Annotated in this window: 17 protein-coding genes; 10 read left to right on the top strand and 7 right to left on the bottom strand. The window is 39.7% G+C overall.

Annotated features, from left to right (window positions below):
* Positions 1-85: 85 nt before the first annotated feature.
* The 3 genes from ACLCEG_RS06015 to ACLCEG_RS06005 all read right to left on the bottom strand — a co-directional run bounded on the left by ACLCEG_RS06015 (position 86) and on the right by ACLCEG_RS06005 (position 2,398).
* Positions 86-1,090 (bottom strand): LLM class flavin-dependent oxidoreductase, encoded by a 1,005-nt coding sequence (locus ACLCEG_RS06015; RefSeq protein WP_410566646.1) that lies wholly within the window; start codon positions 1,088-1,090, stop codon positions 86-88.
* 134 nt (positions 1,091-1,224) lie between these two features.
* Complete coding sequence (locus ACLCEG_RS06010; protein ID WP_004700859.1) at positions 1,225-1,743, bottom strand: hypothetical protein; 519 nt, start codon at positions 1,741-1,743, stop codon at positions 1,225-1,227.
* Between the two features lie 235 nt (positions 1,744-1,978).
* Positions 1,979-2,398: a glycine zipper domain-containing protein gene (locus tag ACLCEG_RS06005; protein ID WP_039251491.1), complete on the bottom strand. Its 420-nt coding sequence runs from the start codon at positions 2,396-2,398 to the stop codon at positions 1,979-1,981.
* A gap of 398 nt (positions 2,399-2,796) precedes the next feature.
* Here ACLCEG_RS06005 and prfA point away from each other — a divergent pair, with 398 nt between their 5' ends.
* Together prfA and prmC are read left to right on the top strand one after the other, a co-directional pair.
* Positions 2,797-3,885: a peptide chain release factor 1 gene (prfA, locus tag ACLCEG_RS06000; protein ID WP_004700863.1), complete on the top strand. Its 1,089-nt coding sequence runs from the start codon at positions 2,797-2,799 to the stop codon at positions 3,883-3,885.
* A complete protein-coding gene (gene prmC, locus ACLCEG_RS05995) occupies positions 3,885-4,700 on the top strand; it encodes a peptide chain release factor N(5)-glutamine methyltransferase (RefSeq protein WP_410566644.1) in 816 nt (271 codons plus the stop codon). Before prfA ends, prmC begins: the two co-directional genes overlap by 1 nt.
* A gap of 2 nt (positions 4,701-4,702) precedes the next feature.
* Here the strand turns inward: prmC and ACLCEG_RS05990 are convergent, their stop codons facing one another.
* From ACLCEG_RS05990 to ACLCEG_RS05980, 3 genes are all read right to left on the bottom strand, one after another.
* The gene (locus ACLCEG_RS05990; protein WP_410566642.1) at positions 4,703-5,542 is read right to left on the bottom strand and encodes an ABC transporter permease; all 840 of its coding nucleotides are present in this window, start codon (positions 5,540-5,542) and stop codon (positions 4,703-4,705) included.
* 3 nt (positions 5,543-5,545) lie between these two features.
* The gene (locus ACLCEG_RS05985) at positions 5,546-6,520 is read right to left on the bottom strand and encodes an aliphatic sulfonate ABC transporter substrate-binding protein (RefSeq protein WP_022575493.1); all 975 of its coding nucleotides are present in this window, start codon (positions 6,518-6,520) and stop codon (positions 5,546-5,548) included.
* Positions 6,521-6,760: 240 nt separating this feature from the next.
* Positions 6,761-7,789 carry an AraC family transcriptional regulator gene (locus ACLCEG_RS05980; RefSeq protein WP_410566639.1) on the bottom strand — a complete coding sequence of 343 codons (1,029 nt, stop codon included), beginning with the start codon at positions 7,787-7,789 and terminating at the stop codon, positions 6,761-6,763.
* 166 nt (positions 7,790-7,955) lie between these two features.
* On the opposite strand from ACLCEG_RS05980, the gene ACLCEG_RS05975 reads away from it, so the two are divergent.
* The 3 genes from ACLCEG_RS05975 (at position 7,956) to ACLCEG_RS05965 (ending at position 11,745) form a co-directional block, all read left to right on the top strand.
* Positions 7,956-8,726, top strand: a complete 771-nt coding sequence (locus tag ACLCEG_RS05975) for a 3-hydroxyacyl-CoA dehydrogenase (RefSeq protein WP_410566637.1) — start codon at positions 7,956-7,958, stop codon at positions 8,724-8,726.
* 18 nt (positions 8,727-8,744) lie between these two features.
* Entirely contained in the window at positions 8,745-9,881 is a 1,137-nt protein-coding gene (locus ACLCEG_RS05970) for an acyl-CoA dehydrogenase family protein (protein ID WP_410566635.1), read from the top strand.
* Positions 9,882-10,101: 220 nt separating this feature from the next.
* Entirely contained in the window at positions 10,102-11,745 is a 1,644-nt protein-coding gene (locus ACLCEG_RS05965) for an AMP-binding protein (protein ID WP_410566633.1), read from the top strand.
* A gap of 46 nt (positions 11,746-11,791) precedes the next feature.
* Here the strand turns inward: ACLCEG_RS05965 and ACLCEG_RS05960 are convergent, their stop codons facing one another.
* A complete protein-coding gene (locus ACLCEG_RS05960) occupies positions 11,792-12,370 on the bottom strand; it encodes a flavin reductase family protein (protein WP_410566631.1) in 579 nt (192 codons plus the stop codon).
* Between the two features lie 172 nt (positions 12,371-12,542).
* On the opposite strand from ACLCEG_RS05960, the gene ACLCEG_RS05955 reads away from it, so the two are divergent.
* The 5 genes from ACLCEG_RS05955 (at position 12,543) to kdpA (ending at position 17,434) form a co-directional block, all read left to right on the top strand.
* Positions 12,543-13,319 carry a HesA/MoeB/ThiF family protein gene (locus ACLCEG_RS05955; protein WP_410566629.1) on the top strand — a complete coding sequence of 259 codons (777 nt, stop codon included), beginning with the start codon at positions 12,543-12,545 and terminating at the stop codon, positions 13,317-13,319.
* Between the two features lie 58 nt (positions 13,320-13,377).
* Positions 13,378-14,676, top strand: a complete 1,299-nt coding sequence (locus ACLCEG_RS05950) for an ABC1 kinase family protein (RefSeq protein ID WP_410566627.1) — start codon at positions 13,378-13,380, stop codon at positions 14,674-14,676.
* A 15-nt stretch (positions 14,677-14,691) separates the two neighbouring features.
* The gene (gene folB / locus ACLCEG_RS05945) at positions 14,692-15,072 is read left to right on the top strand and encodes a dihydroneopterin aldolase (protein ID WP_000338781.1); all 381 of its coding nucleotides are present in this window, start codon (positions 14,692-14,694) and stop codon (positions 15,070-15,072) included.
* On the top strand, positions 15,029-15,466 hold the full coding sequence (locus tag ACLCEG_RS05940; RefSeq protein WP_410566625.1) for a 2-amino-4-hydroxy-6-hydroxymethyldihydropteridine diphosphokinase: 438 nt from the start codon (positions 15,029-15,031) through the stop codon (positions 15,464-15,466). Before folB ends, ACLCEG_RS05940 begins: the two co-directional genes overlap by 44 nt.
* Before the next feature lie 258 nt (positions 15,467-15,724).
* Positions 15,725-17,434, top strand: a complete 1,710-nt coding sequence (kdpA, locus tag ACLCEG_RS05935; protein ID WP_410566623.1) for a potassium-transporting ATPase subunit KdpA — start codon at positions 15,725-15,727, stop codon at positions 17,432-17,434.
* Positions 17,435-17,441: the final 7 nt, after the last annotated feature.

The following is a 17,441-nucleotide window of genomic DNA, read 5'->3' as shown; positions in this document are numbered from 1 at the left end:
AAGCAAGGTAGCTGGGTAAAGTATTTTCAGATGGGTGGTTATCTCAGGCTTGGAACTGAGCCAAGCATGAGACTTTGTATAGATATTAATGACTTGATTTTAATTGCATTAATTGAGTAAAGCTGTCTAAACGTTTATTTGTATCATAGATGTCACAAGTAAAAATAAACTCATTGACTTCATATGTAACCAAAAGCTTTTCTAAACCTGAACGTACTGTTTCAGCAGAACCGATTTGTGCCATCTGATAGAAATTTTCAACTGAAAGTTGTTCTGCTGTGTTCCATAGTCCTTGCATTGAATTAACTGGTGGCTTGAGTTTTAAGCTTTCACCACGAATTAATCCTAAGACACGTTGGTATGCGCTTGTTGCTAGGAACTGAGCTTCTTCATCTGTATTGGCAACTACAACAGGTACGCCCATTGAAACATAAGGCTTGTCCAAATATTCAGAAGGTTCGAAATTTTCACGATAAAGTTCAATCGCTTGACCAAGCATGCGTGGCGCAAAATGCGATGCAAATGAATAGGGTAATCCTAGCTTCGCAGCCAATTGAGCGCTAAATAAGCTTGAACCCAATAACCAGACAGGCACATGAGTATTTTGTCCAGGAGTGGCAATAATTCTTTGGCCGGGTTGAGGCGCTTTAAAATATTGCAAAATCTCAACAACGTCTCTAGGAAACTGATCTTCCGTTTCCTGATGTCCGCGACGTAAGGCACGCATAGTGACCTGATCTGTACCCGGAGCACGACCTAAACCTAGCTCAATACGATTTGGATATAAGGTTGCTAATGTACCGAATTGTTCTGCAACCACTAATGGTGCATGGTTTGGTAGCATGATACCACCTGAACCTAAACGAATGCGCTGGGTATGAGCCGCGATAAAGCCAAGTAAAACAGCAGTTGCTGAACTCGCAATTCCATCCATATTATGATGTTCTGCAAGCCAAAAACGGTCATAACCTAATTTTTCTGCATGTTGGGCGAGCTCTAATGCATGACGTAATGAAAATTCGATTGTTTTATCATCACGTATAGGAGCAAGCTCCAAAATTGAAAATTTGGTGTCTTGAAGTGATCGCATGCGATATTCTCAAAAAACGTTATATCGAAATAATACGATATAAATGAGGTGATGTATATCGATTTTTTTCGATATAAATTTCACTCCCAAATAAAAAAGCACCGCTAGGGTGCTTTTTGATGTCTGTATACCAATTAGTGATGTTTATACCATCCACGGTGTAAGCCATTATCATGACGATAATAAGCGCGATCATTGTAATAACGACGGTCTTCACGATCATAGCGACGATCGTAACGGCGGTCATCTCGATCATAACGACGGTCATAACGGTCATCATAGTTACGGTCTTGACCAACTTTACGACCTAAAGCAGAACCACCAGCGGCACCTACTGCTGCACCGATGTAACCACCGTTTGTACCACCCATGTTTTTACCAACGGTATAACCAGCACCACCACCTAAAGCGCCACCAATAGCCGCTTCTGTACGGTTACGACGGTCACTTGCTGCGGCTGCACCACCAGCACCACCTAAAGCAGCACCAATTGTTGCGCCAGATGTACCACCAATACTTCTACCAATTGCTGTACCGACTACACTACCTAGAGCCGAAGTTGCTGCTACACGGGTACCATTATCTGCATGTGCAACTGACACCATAGAGGTTGTTGCGATTAATGCACTTGCTAACCAAATATTCATTTTCATTTTGGAACTCCATGCTCATTTTGCTAAAGAGCAATCTTTATGTCTTGAGCTAAATGTAATTAAAAATTTCGTGAAAATTATGGAGAAGCGCAATGCCGATACAATAGTTTTGTGTCTGCTTTGTATTGGTTGTATTAAGATGTGAATAAATCATGAGCAAAAGATTTTAAGACCACAAAATTTTAACTATAAAAAAACACCCGAAGGTGTTTTTAAGTCTATGTCTTCACTGTGATTAGTGGCGATGACGGTGTTTTTTCTTCCAGTGTTTAGAAGATCGATCATAATCGCGGTCTTTAGAAATTTTATTACCTAAAGCACCACCACCTGCCGCACCTAAAGCAGCACCGATGTATCCACCATTTGTACCACCCATGCTTTTACCAACAGTATAGCCAGCACCACCGCCTAAACCACCGCCAATTGCAGATTCTGTACGGTGACGACGATCACTAGCAACTGCTGCACCACCAGCACCACCTAAAGCAGCACCAATTGTTGCGCCAGATGTACCACCCATGCTTTTACCAATTGCAGTACCAGCAACACTACCTAAAGCTGAAGCAGCTGCTACGTGAGTTGTATTATCAGCATGTGCTACAGTCACCATAGAAGTAGCCAAAACAGCACTACATAATAAAGTATTTAATTTCATTACTTACTCCATGTCCCAAGTTGCAGGACCATATATCTTTCGTTACGGCAAATGTAACAAAACACTTCTCTTTAAATGTGGAGAACCCTCATTCGATTATTGGAGTTTAGTGTCTCGTTTGTATGCTTTCTATTAAAAACGTATGTAAAACCATCAATCTGACCGAAAAGTTGACCAAGAAAAATGTTTGAAAATAAGTAGTGAGCGTTTGATAGGGAAAATATCTAATTTAATGTACTTAGGAATGCTGAGAAGACTATTCTAAAGTTCAGGAATTGAAGGATTACATATGTCATTTAATCAGCATAATCTGTAAACTATGCGCTATTTTTATGATTTGGCTTATCTTCTTATATTTATCTAGATAAGTTTTTTGGACTTTTGAGATATTTCCTCTTATGAAAGCGTCACTCCGTTTACGACTTGATCAACTCTGTGATCGTCATGAAGAACTTACCGCATTGCTTGCAGATGCAGAAGTGATTTCCGATAACAAACGTTTCCGTAAACTGTCTCGTGAACATAGTGATTTAAGTGAAATTACCGAAGTTTGGGGCAAATACCGTCAAGCAGAAGAAGACATTGAAACTGCTGAAATGATGAAGTCGGACCCTGACTTTAAAGATATGGCAGAAGAAGAAATTCAGGCGAATAAAGCATTGCTTGAAGAACTAGAAAGCCAGCTCAATATTTTGATGATTCCAAAAGATCCAAATGACTCTAATGCTGCTTATTTAGAAATTCGTGCGGGAACAGGTGGTGACGAAGCGGCAATTTTCTCAGGTGATTTGTTCCGCATGTATAGCAAATATGCCGAGACACAAGGCTGGCGTATTGAAGTCCTTTCTGAAAATGAAGGCGAACATGGTGGCTTTAAAGAAGTCATTTGTCGTGTAGATGGTGATGGTGTGTATGGCCGCTTGAAGTTTGAAAGTGGTGCGCACCGCGTACAACGTGTGCCAGCCACTGAATCACAAGGTCGTGTGCATACCTCAGCTTGTACAGTTGCAATCTTGCCTGAAATTGATGTTGATACTAATGTTGAAATTAACCCAGCAGACTTACGTATTGATACTTACCGTGCGTCAGGTGCGGGTGGTCAGCACATTAACAAAACTGATTCGGCAGTGCGTATTACTCATATTCCAACGGGTACAGTTGTTGAGTGCCAAGAAGAACGTTCACAGCATAAAAACAAAGCTAAAGCGATGGCCTTGTTAGTATCACGTTTAGAAAACGCAAAACGTGCAGCAGCCGATGCAGCGACTTCTGAAATGCGCCGTGATTTAGTTGGTTCTGGTGACCGTTCTGAACGTATTCGTACGTATAACTACCCGCAAGGTCGTATGACTGATCACCGTATTAACCTAACTTTATATAAGTTAGATGCAATCATGGAAGGCGATTTAACTGAATTGCTCGATAGCTTACATCGTGAATATCAAGCAGATCAGCTTGCAATGCTTGCACAGGAAAATGGCGGCTAATGAATATTGCTCAAGCGCTTGCAATTCGTGGTGAGCCTGACAGTTATGAACGACAAGAAAATGCTTGGCTGCTTGAGCATTTTCTAAAAATCAATTCACTCGAATTAAAGTTTAGACTTGAGCAAGAGTTAACAGCCCAGCAAGAGCAAGACTATGTTGCTGGTATTGAGCGCATTCAAAACGGTGAACCTTTAGCTTATGTGACGGGTTCACAACCATTTTGGACGCTCGATTTAAAAGTAACATCTGATACTTTAGTACCGCGTCCGGATACTGAGGTTTTGGTTGAAACTGTTTTAAATCTAAATTTGCCAAATAACGCAAATATTGTGGATCTGGGAACGGGGACAGGTGCAATTGCACTTGCATTAGCAAGTGAACGTCCAGATTGGCAGGTAACCGCAACTGATATTTATGCGCCTACGTTAGAAGTTGCAAAAGAAAATGCACAAACACATGGCTTGCAACATGTGAAGTTTGCTTGCGGTGCTTGGTTTGAAGCATTAGAGCTACAACAATTTGATTTAATTGTTTCTAATCCGCCCTACATTGACCCTGAAGATGAACACATGCAAGCTTTGGCAACAGAGCCGCGCCGTGCGTTGGTTGCAGACCATCAGGGATTGGCTGATATTGAAATTATTATTGCTCAAGGGAAAAACTGGTTAAAACCTCAAGGGTGGATTGTACTTGAACATGGTTATGATCAGGGGCAAGCTGTTCGAGGCATTTTCACAGAGCATGGTTTTAGTGAGATAAAAACCATTCAAGATTATGGCCAAAATGATCGAGTCACTTTGGCACGCTGGATTTAAAGTTATTTTTGTAGCGTATCACGCCAACGTAATAACCAGTTTTCTATAAGTTTCATTAAGCTATCGGTTATTTTACCCAATAGTGCCAATAAAATAATTGCAATGATAACAATATCAGGCCGAGACGTTTCTCGGCCATCACTGAGTAAATAACCAATCCCTTGAGTGGCTGCAATCAGTTCAGCTGCAATCATAAACATCCACGATAAGCTTAAGCTGTTGCGTAAACCCGTTAAAATGCCCGGAGATGCTGCTGGTAAAATAATAGATATAATCCGCTGAAAAGCATTAAGCCGATAAACTTTTCCAACTTCAATGAGCTTTCTATCTACGTTATGAATTGCTGCAACTGTATTGGTATAGGTTGGAAAAAATGCTCCAATTGCAATAAGCGTAATTTTTGAGCCTTCGTCAATTCCTAACCAAAGTAATAGCAGTGGAATCCACGCAAGACTTGGGATCGACTTAATTGCTGAAAAGGTCGGTTCTAAATAAGCTTCTGCTTCTTTACTTAATCCCACCCAAATCGCAAAAGTTAAACCTAAACCGCTTCCTATAATAAAGCCGAATAGAACACGCCATGTACTAATATAAATATGGGCAAATAGGTCGCTATGAGCTAAATCTAAAAAAGATTGCCATAAACTAGTCGGTGCAGGGAGTAGATAAGCATCGATATAGCCATTTCTGACTAAAAACTCACAAGCCGCTAAAAAGATGAGGGGAATGAGTAGCGCTTTAAACCACCGTGTAAATTTATGGTTTAGATGCTTTTTCTGAGATTTTAAAGCCTGCTGAGCTAAGAAATGATTTAGCTCAGCTTTGTTAAATGAATCACTCATAAACTATTTCACGACTTTTTGAGCAAAACGTGGGTCTAACAACTGATCAACCACTTGATTGACATTGGTACCTTTTCTAACCAAGTCTTCTTCTGTCAAAATTTTTCCAGAACGCTTTAGCGCTTGTGCTTGAGTTGCTGATGGAATGCTTTGATCAAAGTTGGTTCGGCTCAGTTGTAGTTTAGCCACAGGTAGAGGGAGTTTTGATTCTTGAGCTAAAAGTGCTGCTACTTTATCTGGATTGGCTTTTGCCCATTTTCGGGCTTGTTCGTAGGCTTTAATAACGGCTTCTACCGCTTCAGGGCTTTGCTTTGCAAAGTCTTCTTTCACGCTAAGCACGCTATAACTATTAAATGCTACATTACGATAAAGTAATTTCGCGCCCGATTGAATTTGAGCTGAAGCCATTAATGGATCAAGCCCCGCCCAAGCATCTACTTGGCCACGTTCTAATGCGGTTTTACCATCTGGATGTTGTAAATGGACCAGTTGTACATCGCGTTTACTCAAACCGACAGTATCTAGTGCTTGTAGTGTAAATAAGAAAGGATCTGTTCCTTTGGTAGCTGCAATTTTCTTACCTTTTAAATCTTTTAGGCTTTTAATTGGTGAATTTTTTGCGACAACAAGCGCGGTCCATTCCGGTTGGCTTTGTACATAAACCGTTTTAATTGGACTACCATTTGCTCGGCTTAATACAGCAGCCAATCCAGCAGTAGAAGCAAAATCGATGCTGTTACTATTGAGATATTCTAATGAGCGGTTGCTACCTTGACTGAAAACCCATTTAATTTGAGTATTTGGGAGTGCTTTTTCAAGAAGCTTTTGATCTTTTACCACCAAACTGGTTGGGGCGTAGTAAGCGTAATCAAGTTTAAGCGTAGTCGGAATTGCTGCAAAAGTAGATGAAGCAAATACAAACCCCAATGTTGATGCCAACAAAGTCTTTGGTATAGAAAATTTTGATTTTAAAGACATGATAAAAATAAAACCGAACTAAAATAATAAATCATCCTTTCATGTGTTTAGTGGCTTACAAACTTAGTTATTTTGATTTGTAAATCAGTTTGAAAGATAAAAGTTTAGATAAAATTATAAGTTAATGTTTTATAGGCATTATTAAGTTTTAAATAATGCGTTATATGAAATATTCAATTTAAAAGACATAAATATCATAAGCTTAAGTTTTAAAACTTAAAGCTTTGTTGGATGCATATGCTATTGCTTGTGCGTAGTTAAATTATCTCGGTATGCACCTGGGCTAACACCTGTCCATTTTTTAAAGGCACGGTGAAAAGCACTTGGGTCGTGGAAATTTAAGTCCTCACTAATGTCTTGTATTGAATCATTACTTTTGCTTAAGCGTTCAATCGCAATATCACAACGAATTTCATTTTTAATTTGTTGATAACTTACCCCTTCATGTTTGAGGCGGCGTTGAACAGTGGCTTCTGAAATATTGAGTTGTTGTGCTACATCTTTGAGTTCGGGCCATTGGGCTGGGTGAAGCTTTAATAAATGACGACGAATAAGAACACTCAAAGCATTTTCATTTTTAAAACGAACCAAAAGATTTTGTGGAGTTTGTTCTAAAAAATCATAAAGCGCTTTTTTGTCTTTTTTAATTTTAATATCTAAGTAGTGGGCATCAAACTCAACCTGATTTATCTCGGCATTAAATTGTATATCTTCACAAAAACGGACTAGATAATCTTGAATATCGTTTGGTTTTGAACAGCGTACAGCAATACTGTTTAAACTAATTCGCTGGTCTATTAACCAGCACATAAGCCCATGTACCAACATTAAAAAGGTTGCGTAAGTAAACATACGTTTAGTTTGTTCACGATCACGAATGACCAAATAAGCTTTTTCTTGTTCTCGAATTAACTCTCCACGTATATCATCAAGCACAAAATTAAAAAAATTCAAAATATCGTAGAGAGCCTTTTCTAAAGTTTCAGCCGTACTGACGAGTTTTGTAAGTAATTTATAGCTGCCACGGCGCATAGGGTGGCTATCCATACCGAAAAATTCATCATTCATGGCATTGGCAAGTTCAATCCATAATTGTGCATACGTTGCTACCGGAACACGCGCTTTAGGTGTCATGAGCAATTCAGCAGGAATGCCAGCTTTATTCAAAATAATTTGAGTATTTAGCCCTTTGGTATAAGCCGCACTTAATGCTTCATGTACCAGTGCAATCGAAATTGTTCCTTTACTTAAAGAAGATTGGACAACCATGTCAAAGACTCATTTTTTTACGTATTTCAAATGAAATATTTCATATTCAAAATTTGGATTGATCAAAAGCTGCAAGCATTTTGAGGTTTTTTGAAATTGTATCGGAAAAAAACAAATTTTACTCTCACTACTAAGGTTAAAGAACATTTCTATAGGACGTTACATAATGAAAATTCAAGGAAAACATTTCGTGATTACAGGTGGTGGCTCTGGTTTAGGAGCTGCAACGGCTGAATATTTAGTGCAACAAGGCGCCTCAGTCACATTAGTAGACATGAATGTAGAAGCAGGTGAACAGCAAGCAAAACAGCTAGGGCCAAAAGCTGACTTTGTTAAACTTGATGTAACTGATGAAGCTGCTGCTGATCAGTTCTTTAAAGATTTGTTGGTTAAACATGGTCATTTACATGGTTTGGTTAACTGTGCAGGTATTGGCCCTTCTGCAAAAGTAGTTGGCCGTGAGGGTGTTCATGACTTGGGATTATTTGCAAAGACTTTAAATATTAATGTCACAGGTACATTTAACATGCTGCGTTTTGCAGCAGATGCAATGAGTAAAAACACGGTTGAAGAAGGTGAAGAGGACCGTGGTGTTATTGTGAACACTGCTTCTGTTGCTGCATTTGATGGTCAAATTGGGCAGGCAGCTTATTCTGCATCAAAAGGCGCTATTGTGGCGATGACTTTACCGATCGCTCGTGAGCTAGCGCGACATGCCATTCGTATTATGACAATTGCACCGGGAATTATGGAAACTCCAATGCTTAAGGGTATGCCACAAAATGTACAAGATGCTTTGGGGCAAATGGTTCCGTACCCATCTCGTTTGGGAAAACCACAAGAATTTGCTCGTTTGGTTGCCCATATTGCTGAAAATTCCTATTTAAATGGTGAAGTCATCCGTTTGGATGGTGCAATTCGTATGGCAGCAAAATAATAAAATAAGGATGTTGAAATGATTCTAAATGCTGAACAAAGCATGGTTCAGGAGATGATGCGTAACTATGCGCAAAATCAGTTAAAACCAACAGCTGCACATCGCGATAAGACCCATGAATTTCCGGCTCAGGAGTTAAAAGATTTAGGTGCACTAGGTGCTATGGGGATGACCGTGCCTGATGAATGGGGCGGTGCGGGAATGGACTATGTTTCTTTGGTGCTTGCGATTGAAGAAATTGCCGCAGGTGATGGTGCTATTTCGACAATCGTAAGCGTACAAAACTCTTTAATTTGCGGCATTACACTGGCATACGGTTCAGAGCAGCAAAAACAAACCTATTTGCCAAAATTTGCTTCTGGCGAATGGCTGGGATGCTTTTGTTTAACTGAGCCACATGTCGGTTCCGATGCGAGCGCGATTTTATGTAAAGCTGAGCGAGATGGCGACAATTGGGTGCTCAATGGTGTAAAGCAATTTATTACCAGTGGTAAAAATGCTCAAGTGGCTTTGGTGTTTGCGGTTACAGATAAACAAGCTGGCAAAAAAGGCATTTCATGCTTTCTTGTACCGACCAATACACAAGGCTACTTGGTGACTCGAATTGAAGACAAAATGGGTCAACATGCTTCGGACACAGCGACCATAACGTTAGAGGACTGCCGAATTCCTTTAGAAAATTTGGTTGGACAAGAAGGTGAAGGTTATAAAATTGCGTTATCTAATTTAGCAGCTGGACGTATTGGTATTGCTGCTCAGTCTGTTGGTATGGCAAGAGCGGCTTTTGATGCAGCCGTGCAATATGCAAACGAGCGTAAGGCCTTCGGTGTAGAGCTGGTTCAGCATCAGGCGGTTGGTTTTCGCTTAGCCGATATGGCAACCCAGATTGAAGCTGCACATCAGCTAGTTTTACATGCTGCGACTTTAAAAGATGCAGAGCTACCTTGTTTAAAAGAAGCCTCAATGGCGAAACTCTTTGCATCAACTATGGCTGAGCGAGTATGTTCGGATGCAATCCAGATTCATGGCGGTTATGGCTACGTCAGTGATTTCCCTGTTGAGAGAATTTATCGGGATGTACGTGTAAGCCAGATTTATGAAGGTGCTTCAGATATTCAACGTTTGGTGATTGCTCGCGAAGTGGCTCAAGTTTAGATCATGAGATATTGAGTTTTTAAACTTAAAACTGCAAGAAACCGCACATCATGTGCGGTTTCTTGCAATTGAAATGGAGCATTTTTGCTATTAGTTTTGTTTGAAATAGATGGAAAAGTTGAAGAAATATTCTTCGAGCTTTAGCTAAAACAATAACAGTCAGGACAGATTTTGTGGCCTAACACAAAATTAATCATCAAACGGAATGAAGGTGAGCATCATGAAAACTTTGGCAGAAGCTTATCAACAATTTGATCTTGCAAAACTTATTGAAGGGCAACTTGTTGGGCATCCCCAAGCAATAAATGCTTATGTTGAGTGCTGTGAGCGTTATGTAGGAAAAAATAAAACAGCGCTCATTTGGGAAGGAAAAAATGGACAGGCAGAGCACTATACGTTCGAACAACTTGCGGAACTTTCTGGAAAACTTGCTAACTTCTTTAAAGCACAAGGAATTCAATCTGGAGATTGTATTGCAGGGCTTTTACCAAGAACGCCTGAGTTATTAATTACAATTTTGGCAGCGTGGCGTATAGGCGCTATTTATCAGCCTTTATTTACTGCCTTTGAAGCAAAATCGATTGATCACCGTATTACGACTGCTCAAACTAAATTGATTGTGACTAATGATGAACAACGACCTAAACTGAATACTTTAAATGTTCCTGTTATTGTCACTGTTCATCAGACTGGTCCTTTGTCTGAGCATGACTTTGATTTTTGGCAATCTTTACAGCGCTATTCTGAGCAATGTGAGCCAGTAAATCGTAGCTTTGAAGATGACTTTTTAATGATGTTTACTTCTGGTACAACTGGACTTGCTAAGTCTGTACCCGTTCCACTAAAAGCAATTTTGGCATTTAAAGGTTATATGAGCCATGCTGTCGATTTGCGTGAAGAGGATATGTTTTGGAATCTAGCAGATCCGGGATGGGCATATGGTTTGTACTATGGCATTACTGGGCCTTTAAGCTTGGGGCATAGCGTTATTATGGATGAGCGTTCATTTAATGTAGATCAGGCAATTGAGTTAATTAAAAAGTATAAAGTAAGTAATTTAACTGGTTCGCCTACAGCATTTCGAATGTTCTTTGGGTTTAAGGAAAAATTTGACCCTTCAATTAAACAACATTTACGCGTAGTGAGTAGTGCAGGTGAGCCATTAACTCCAGAGGTTGTGAACTGGTTTAAAAAGGATTTAGGGGTTAATATTTTTGATCAATATGGCCAAACTGAGCTAGGAATGGTAATTGCGAACCACCATACGCTTGAGCATCCATTAAAAGTAGGCTCGGCTGGTTTTGCAATTCCTGGACATCGTTTTGCGGTGTTAGACCAAAATTATCAAGAATTACCAACAGGTGGTGTGGGTATTTTGGCAATGGACTCGGAGCAATCGCCATTAATGTGGTTTAAAGGCTATGGTGGCAATAATCGCAAATCATTTGTTGGTAAGTATTATTTAACAGGTGACACGGTCACTTTAAATGAACATGGCGGCATTGATTTTGTGGGGCGTGCTGACGATGTCATTACAACATCAGGCTACCGAGTTGGACCATTCGATGTTGAAAGTACTTTGTTAGAGTGTGAGGCGGTATTAGAGTCAGCCGTAATTGGTAAACCAGATCCGGAACGAACCGAAATAGTAAAAGCTTTTGTGGTGCTTAAACCTGCTTATCAAGCATGTGAAACATTAAAAGATAAACTACAGCAATATGTTCGTAACCGTTTATCTCGTCATGCGTATCCAAAAGAAATTGAGTTTGTGGATAGTCTACCGAAAACCACGAGCGGAAAAATTCAAAGAGGATTATTGAAGCAGCAAGAAATTGCAAAAATGCAGCAAGCCTATGCAAGCTAAATTGAACAAAGGGAAATATTTAAATATTTCCCTTTATTTCTTTATATTAGAGATCGGCTTTCACTTCTTCACCAATTAAGTAAAACGTTCCACCTGCAATATAATGCAGGCTTCGAAGTTCTTTTGGCGCATCTTGAAAATGCCAGTGCCCATCTCTAAAAACGCGACTATCTGCCCATGCACCTACAACAGAACCAATAAATAAATCATGAGCTGACTGATTGTGCGGTTCAGGAATAAGTTTACAAACCAGCCATGCGATACAACCTGATACAAGTGGGCTAGTAAGACCTTCTTGATAAAATAGCTCAACTCCGCAGTGCTCAAGTTTTTGTGGGTCATCTAATTTACTAATGGTACCAAGTTGCTTGGTCATATTGAGCTGTGCATAGCAAGGAACTTGTAGTGTGAAATAGCCACTTTGCTCGACAAGCTGTCGGGTTTTAGTGCTTTTATCTAAAACGACGGTCACTTTGGCAGGCTTGAACTCTAAAGCACATGCCCATGCGGCAGCCATTACATTGCGGTCGTCACCATGTTGTGCAGAAACCAGCACAGTTGGACCATGATTTAATAAACGATAAGCTTTTTCTAACTCTACTGGTGCAATATATGATTGGGACATATTTAGCCTAAGTAACAAAGAAACTAGTTGGTTCTATTGTTGCAGAAAGTTTGAAAGAAGTAATGTGAACAATAGAGCAGTAACCGAATAAAAAACTGTTTCTATTTTATAGCTTTCCTAATGACGAACTTAGTCATAAAATCATTTGGCTTCTAAGTGAAAGGATTAACGTGTGACCGAGCTTCAAGATATCGATTTTGTAGAGTTAAGTGATGAAGAAATGCATCTCTATAGCCGTCAGATTTTACTTGATGGATGGGATATTGAAGCTCAGGAAAAACTCAAACTTGCCAATATACTGATTGTCGGTGCTGGTGGCATAGGTTGTAGCAGTGCAGATCTACTCGCACGAGCAGGAGTTGGAAAAATTACACTCATTGATGCAGATACCATTGAGATAAGTAATTTACAGCGTCAAATTGCATTTGGTCATGAAGATATTGGTCGTTATAAAGCTGAAGTTCTGGCAAAACGGTTACAGAAAATTAACCCTTATATCTGTGTTGAATACTACAACGAACGTTTAGACGAACATAACATTGATAGACTTGTTGAACACCAAGATGTGGTACTGGATGGCTGTGATAACTTTACAACTCGCTATTTAGTAAATAGTGCTTGTAAGAAACATCAGGTCGCATTAATTAGTGCCTCCGCAATTGGCTTTCAGGCGCAAATGTTTATGGTAGAAGGTGATTCAGCTTGTTATGAATGTTTGTTTCCAAAAGAACAGCATGATAATGAAGGTCTGCGCTGTGCAGAGTCAGGAGTGCTTGCAACGACTCCTGTAATGATAGCGTCATTACAAGCACATCACACTTTGTTATATTTAGGGCTTAATCGCACTCCTCTGAAACAAAAACTGTTACTTTGGGATGGATTAAATATGACACAACGTATTGTTAATTTTGATAAAGATATAAATTGTCCACTTTGTCAGGCAAGCTAATCAGCAAATAAAGCAAAATTTGCTACACTTGAGATGAATATTCTGGTTCTAAAGAAATATGAAAAAAAATATTTTATTTGATGGATTGCGCTCAGTTGCCCGTATCGGTGAAACCGCAGTGGTTGCGGCTAAAGCTGGTATTAAGTACGCAACTGATAAGCCAAGTAATGCCAAACTCATGCGTGAGACTTTTGAGTCGCTTGGCTCAACATATATTAAGCTTGGTCAGTTTATCGCGAGTACACCATCGCTATTTCCGCGTGAATATGTAGAAGAATTTCAAGGTTGTTTAGATCAGACACCAACTCTGCCATTTAGTTATATTCAAGGTGTACTTGCTTCTGAATTTGAAGGACGAGATTTAAGCCAGATTTTTAGCTACATCGATGAAAAACCTTTAGCTTCTGCTTCAATTGCTCAGGTTCATGCGGCTAAACTGACGACCGGTGAAGATGTCGTTATCAAAGTACAAAAACCTGGTGTTGAAACCATTTTGTACACTGACTTAAATGTGGTGCATTGGGCAGCCAAACTACTTGAGCGTGCAGTACCTAAAATCAAGTTTGCTGCTCTTTCTGATATTGTCGATGAAATTAAAACCCGTATGGTGCGTGAAGTCGACTTTATTGAGGAAGCTCAGAACTTAGATGACTTTGTAGAGTATTTAAATATTTCTCAAAACCATGCTGCGACAGCCCCTAAAGTTTATCATCAGTTTTCGACACGCCGTGTTTTGACCATGCAACGTTTATATGGTGTGTCTTTGACAGACTTTAGTGTCGTAAAACAATATGCTAAAGACCCATCACAAGTGTTGATTACTGCTATGAATACATGGTTTGGTAGTCTTATGCTCTGTAAGAGTTTCCATGCGGACTTACATGCTGGAAATCTTATGTTGCTCGAAGATGGCCGAATTGGTTTTATCGATTTCGGTATTGTGGGTCAGTTAAAACCAGAAGTCTGGACAGCGTGTATTGCGTTTATGGATGCCTTACAAAAAACTGATTATCAGGCAATGGCTGAAAATATGCTCAAAATGGGTATGACCCACAACAAGGTCGATGTTCAGGTTTTAGCTCAAGATTTAGAGCGTTTGTTTAATGGTGTATTAATGGCCGATCCACAGCAAATTTTGTCTTCAAATCCAGCCGATTTAAATGACATCATGATGGATATGGTAGGGGTTGGTGAGCGCCACGGTATTAAATTCCCTCGAGATTTTGCCTTATTATTTAAGCAAATGCTTTATTTCGATCGTTTTATGCGCGTACTCGCACCATATACTGATATTTATGCAGACCAGCGTTTGAAAATGGTTCAAAATATGGAACCTGCTTCGTTGTTAAAGCACTAAGGTCAGTTTAAATTTATGGATGCCATTATTATTGAAGGCTTGAAGGTTGAGACAGTGATTGGCTGTTTCAACTGGGAAAGACAAATCATTCAACCTTTAATGTTGGATTTGACCATCCATAATGATTTGAGTCGAGCTGCAGCGTCTGACAAGCTTGAGGACACACTCAACTATGCACAGATTTGTGAGTTATCGGCTCAAACCATTCAACAAGCCAAACCTGAATTAATTGAGCATGCAGCCCATCTGGTTTTGCAGTGTTTATTTGAAACCTTTCCAACAATTGAAAAAATTACCATAACCATCCGTAAGCCAGCCATCATTGCAGAAGCAAACGCTGTAGGAATTCGTCTTGAACGCACCAGAAACAATTTTTGCGCTCGCCCTAGCGAGTAATTTAGACGCAGATCAGCACTTTACTTTTGCTTATACGCAATTAGCAACTTTGGGGAAAGTGCAGTTTTCATCTGTTTATCAAATTCCATGCCGAGATGGTATTGGAGATGATTACTGGAATTCAGCATGTCTATTAAAAAGCACTTTATCGTGTGACCAAATAGAATCTTTTTTAAAGAAACTTGAGTCAGATTCTGGACGTGTTCGACCATCGCATCATATTTCTTTAGATGTTGATTTGATTGCATGGGGAGCTAATCTGGACCATATGCAATTTAATTCTAAAAAATTGCCTTTGGCGCTTGATGTAAAAATTCCCTTATATGAACTTTGGCATTGTGAAAGACTAAAGGCTGATAGTACGTTTTACCCAGTTGTTAATTTTAAATTTTAAGGTCTTTCAAACTAAAATTTACGCAAAATTTACGCGGCCTTTGAGTTCCTCAATAGAGAATTTACGAGCATTTTATCCATACTGAAATCCACTAAATTAGTGTTACTTCAGGACAATAAAGATGCTTATAAATTCTCAAATGCGCATCTTGCATCAGTCTGGCATAGTCTTATGCGGACTAAAAACAAATGATATTTCCCCATCTCTCCTTATTTCCATTTTGGCAAATCAAGCCAAGGGATCTAGAGGAGAATAGCCATGTTAGAACTTATCCTTGTTTTATTTATTGCTATTTTTTTAGCATGGTGTCTCAGCAAATATCTATCCAAAGTGATGACAAATCAGCCGATGGTTGGCGATGGATTATTTCGTTGGATTGAAAATCCTGTATATCGCTTGTTAGGTATATCTCAACAACAACAAATGAACTGGAAACAATATTCTTTAGCATTTGTTGTTAGCTGTGTTTTTCTAGCTATAGCCGTTTTTGCTATTTTTATGACGCAAGCATGGCTACCATTAAACCCAAATCACGCACCAAACATGAGCTGGGATTTAGCATTACACACGACTATTTCATTTTTAACTAATACCAATCAACAGCATTATTCTGGTCAAGCTCAATTATCTTATTTGTCGCAAATGACAGGTATTGTGGGTTTGCAAGTCATCACACCAATGATGGGACTAGCTTTAGTTGTTGCGACTTTAAGAGCTTTCTTTTATCAACGTCCTAGCCATATTGCAGCGGATGTTGCTGAACAGCCAGATCAAATTTTAATTGGTAACTATTGGGCAGATGTGATCCGCCCTACAGTCCGTTTCTTGCTTCCTCTGTGTTTTGTCTGGTCATTATTGCTCAATAGCCAAGGCGTGCCTTCAACTTTTCAAGGTGGGCCGGAAGTACAGCTTATTGATAAAGCGAATACAGTACAAACCCAAAAAATTCCATTAGGTCCAGTTGCACCAATGGTTGCTATTAAACAATTGGGTAGTAACGGTGGGGGCTGGTATGGTCCAAATAGTGCTGCACCTTTAGAAAATCCAACGCCGTTATCTAACTTCTTGGAAATGCTTGCGATTTTACTTATTCCAATTACAGTCATTTTTATGGTTGGGCATTTCACTCAACGCAAAAAATTTGCCTATTTTGTGTTTGGTAGCATGCTTTTAATGTCGGTTATTTCAGGTGCAGCAGCTGTCTGGTCTGAAAGCATGTCATCGACAGCATCGCAAATTGCTGTAATGGAAGGTAAAGAACAACGATTCGGAGCTGCATCATCGGCAGTTTGGGCTGCGCTGACCACACAAGTGAATAATGGTTCGGTCAATATGATGCATGATTCTTCGGCACCTCTTACTGGGCTGGTTGAACTCATTAATATGTTGATTAATGCCATTTGGGGTGGTGTGGGCTGTGGTCTGCAACAGTTTATGGTTTATCTGTTACTTGCGGTATTTATTGCAGGTTTAATGACAGGCCGTACGCCTGAGTTGTTTGGGCGCAAAATTGAAGCCGCGGAGATCAAGTTACTCGCAATTATTATCTTGATTCAGCCTCTTATCATTCTTGCTTTTACAGCTCTAAGCGTCAGCATTCCGGGCTTATCAGGCATCACAAACCCAGGACCACATGGTATTACCCAAGTGTTCTATGAATATGTCTCTGCATTTGCAAACAACGGTTCAGGCTTTGCAGGCCTTAAAAATACGACAGTCTGGTGGAATGTGACATGTAGCATTGCACTTATTTTAGGGCGCTTCCCAGCATTAATTTTGCCATTAATGATTGCGACACGTTTAGCAGCAAAAAGAAAAGCACCCGAAACAACATGTAGTCTTCAAGTTGAAACACCAACTTTTGCGTTAACACTGATTACGATTGTTGTATTGCTTACCTTATTACAATTTATGCCAGTTCTTGTCCTTGGGCCAATTGCCGATCAACTTTTGTTGGTTAAAGGCTAAGGAGGCG

The organism is Acinetobacter sp. H1(2024) (assembly GCF_046557555.1).
In the GTDB taxonomy this organism is placed as follows: domain Bacteria; phylum Pseudomonadota; class Gammaproteobacteria; order Pseudomonadales; family Moraxellaceae; genus Acinetobacter; species Acinetobacter seifertii.
This window is presented reverse-complemented; position numbering and strand designations above follow the sequence as displayed.